General features: G+C 63.7%; 2 protein-coding genes. Both read right to left on the reverse strand.

From position 1 onward, the window contains the following. Window positions 1–472, reverse strand: a 472-nt coding sequence (locus AC4FWB_RS33840) for a transposase (RefSeq protein ID WP_491030556.1), incomplete at its 3' end; no start/stop codon positions are given. 261 nt (window positions 473–733) lie between these two features. Continuing rightward, entirely contained in the window at window positions 734–1,717 is a 984-nt protein-coding gene (locus AC4FWB_RS33845) for an adenosine kinase (protein WP_491030557.1), read from the reverse strand. Window positions 1,718–2,441 lie beyond the last annotated feature (724 nt).

Genomic DNA, 2,441 nt, shown 5'->3' on the forward strand with positions numbered 1-2,441 from the left:
GCGAAATCAATCGCCCATGACGACAACCTGGCACCCGAGGACCACCGCCGCCAAACTGTCCGGGACTTGGTGAAACGCCTGTCCGCGACTTAGCGGAATCCCCGTCCGGCTTTTGCGAAATACGCAACCAGATCATCGACCGGGTTGAGATGCCTTGGATATAGGCTTCCTGGATGACCGCGGTGAGCGCCTTCTCGGCCATGCGCCGCGGCTCCAGGAACGAGGGGAAGTAAGAGCCCTTCCTGAGCTTGGGAATGCGCAGCTCGACCGTTCCGGCCCGCGTCTCCCAGTCGCGCTCGCGATAGCCGTTGCGCTGGGCCTGCCGAAGCGGGTTCTTCTCGCCATAGCCGGCGCCGGTCGCCGTGCCCACCTCCAGCTCCATCAGCCGCTCGGCAGCAAAGCCGATCATCTCGCGCAGGATATCGGCGTCGGGCTCCACGAGCGCGCGCAGGTTCATCATGTCGTCGGTCATCGGTCGTTCCTTCGAATCAGGTTGGTCTCAGCAACCCAACCCTACCGAAGAACATCGATGACCACCGCCGCTCGCTCGCTTCGGCGCAATTGAGGGCGCGCTCGCGAGCGGCTTCTCCACCGTCGAGCTACACCACTCAGCGGGGCACGACCTTCGATAACTGGAAGCGCCACGGGGAAACCACCGTCTGCGGGATGCACATGCGACATTTCGATGTGCCGGCGCTTACCGGGAGGAAGGCAGCTAGGTCTTGGCACGCCCCTATGCCAGCCCGGCTTCGCGGCGCAGGTTCTGGCGCGGGCGCGGGCCAATCTGCTGGATCACCAGCCCAGCCGCCAGCGAGCCGAGATCGCCGCAATCCTGGAGGCTGCGGCCGGCCGTGTAGCCGTAGAGGAAGCCGGCGGCATAGAGGTCGCCGGCGCCGGTCGTGTCGACCAGTTCCTTGATCGCCGTCGCGTGAATAGTGACGGTCTCGTTGCCGCGCACGATCACCGAGCCTTTTTCCGAGCGGGTGACGGCGGCGATCTTGCAGTCCTTGCGGATCGCAGCCAGCGCGTCCTCGAAGGAGGACGTCTGGTAGAGCGACTTGATCTCGTGGCTGTTGGCGAAAACGATATCGACCGTGCCGGAGCGCATCAGATCCAGGAACTCGTCGCGGTAGCGGTCGACGCAGAAGGAATCCGACAGCGTCATCGACACTTCGCGGCCGGCGGCATGCGCGAGCCGCGCGGTCTGCCGGATCGCTTCCTTGGCGCGCGGCGGATCCCACAGATAACCCTCGAAATAGGTGACCCTGGCGCCGGCGGCCTTGTCGGCCTCGACGTCCTCCGGCCCGAGCTCGACGCAGGCGCCGAGATAGGTGTTCATCGAGCGCTCGCCGTCCGGCGTGACGAAGATCATCGAGCGCGCCGTCGGCGGTTCGCCCTGGAGCGGCCTCGTGTCGAAGGCCACACCCTGGGCGTGGATGTCGTGCGTGTAGATGTCGCCGAGCGGGTCGTTGGACACCTTGCCGAAGAAGGCGGCGCGGCCGCCGAAGCTCGCCACGCCCGCCGCCGTGTTGCCGGCGCTGCCGCCCGACGCCTCGATCGCCGGTCCCATGCGGCTGTAGAGCAACTCGGCGCGCCGGGTGTCGATGAGGTTCATCGCGCCCTTGATGATGCCGTTGGTTTCGAGAAAGGCCTCGTCGCACTGGGCGATGATGTCGACAATGGCATTGCCGATGCAAAGCACGTCATATTCCGGCATCAAAATCTCTGGCACGGACGGGCGCGGGTTCAGCCAATTGCGATGGGCTTTCCGCGTGCCGATTGTTCGGCGCGGTGCCCCACGGGGCTGCGACTCCTGCGTCGCGCCGCAAGTCGTTGGCTCTGTCAGTCCTCTCCTGGGTGAACTCAGGCTCATCATGGCCGAGGTGCCGATAGGTCGCGTTCTTGCGGGTTGGAGAACAAGCGCGCCCTGGTTTGACCTCACTGACCTACGATAGATCATGAGATAAGCCTACCATTCACAGCGACTTGGAACTGCTAAGACTCTGTGAATTTCTTTGAAGGATCTGTTGCAAGGCTTGACCGAAAACGCACCGTGGATTGGCCACGTGCGGATCAGGCAGTGAACTAGGGTACCGTTCGGCCGGGGAAGATCAGAGGGGTAGTCCGCTGATAGTGCCGCGTGAGCGGGCGGTGCCAAGCGGCTGTGTGACTGGTTTGCGCTCCGCCTTGTACCTAGTCGTAGTTAGATGAGCCATGCCATGGACCAGGTGGTTGATGTCCTTCTGTCCCGATAGAGACAGCGCGCGGGCCAAGAGGATTTGCTGGCACGTCACAATGCGGCGTCGGCAAAGTCGTACGCCTCCGGCGAGGGCCGCCTTGCGCGAGCATGGCACGGTAGCGAGTCTGCGCTCTTAAGGTCGTCCTTACGAGCGTAGTTAGCAGCACAGCATGAGCCATGTGACGTTATTGACCGGGCCTGA

This window comes from Mesorhizobium sp. LEGMi-168a (assembly GCF_058312955.1).

Coding starts and splice junctions, on each gene's coding strand:
- AC4FWB_RS33845 (WP_491030557.1), bottom strand. CDS start 1,717: ATGCCGGAATATGACGTGCTTTGCATCGGCAATGCCATTGTCGACATC.